The 947-nt window shown below is 46.4% G+C and carries 1 protein-coding gene; it reads right to left on the reverse strand.

Features of this window, described 5'->3' with window-relative positions:
• On the reverse strand, window positions 1–947 hold a 947-nt coding region (locus WMO25_RS18385), incomplete at both ends, for a lysozyme family protein (RefSeq protein WP_349086695.1).

The following is a 947-nucleotide window of genomic DNA, read 5'->3' on the forward strand; positions in this document are numbered from 1 at the left end:
ATCTTGTATTATATGGACTTTCCGAACACTGCATCGGGTCTGTTCCCCTGCCTCCAGATTCCTGCATCATGATGGCCTGTATCGCAGACACATATTCCGGAATGCCGTATTGGGATGCATACTGCTGTATCACAGAAGTATACGCAAGCACTTCTTCACTTAGGGATTCGGAGCTTTCCGAATTACTGCTGAAAGCTGCTCCTGCAATGATTCCCACAATCAGAATAAATACCAGAAGAAATGCACTACCTCCGGCAGCAATCCATTTTCCCATTTTTTCAAGAGCTACTACCCCTTTTTGAATCGCTGCTGTAATTCCCTGTACGGATAACTTTGAACCCTTTCCAGTTACCTGAAGGACTGCTTTTCCACTTTCTGCCGATGCCTGTGCTGACTTTCTTGCCATCTGGGCTGCTCTTGCTTTCTGCATCGCCTGAAGACTTTTTTCCATCTGCTGTTTCTGCATGGATGCCTGTGTCTTTATTTTTTCTTGAGACAGACCGGATACTTTTACCACTCTCGGTGCTGCTTTCACCTGCCGTTTACCATTCTCCTTGGCAAAGGCGACCTGCTCCGGTTTCAGCTTGATTAATTTCTTTCCGCTTTCTGCCCCCTGCTCCATTGCTTCTTCAGCGGCTTTCACTTCTTCCTGTCTGTTTTTTCTTTCCTTTATCTTCCTGTAGGTCACTCCGGCAAGTTTTTTTCCACCTTGATATGTGGTTTTCCCTATAGTTTTTCCTGCCACACTCGCCGCCCTGTACTGTACGGATTCTATTTTTTCAGTTCCATACTGTGTTGGGGAGTCTGACTGCCCACTGCTTTTTTCATGTTGTTCCCTTGGCTTTTCTTTTTCTTCCAGTACCGTCTGGCGAACCAGCTCTTTCGGAAGCCGGGCAGCCGGATTTCGAATCTTCGGATTCTTATCCTTTACCCGTTCCTTGATATCT

Origin of the sequence: Coprococcus intestinihominis (assembly GCF_040096555.1) — a bacterium.
Classification (GTDB): domain Bacteria; phylum Bacillota; class Clostridia; order Lachnospirales; family Lachnospiraceae; genus Coprococcus_A; species Coprococcus_A intestinihominis.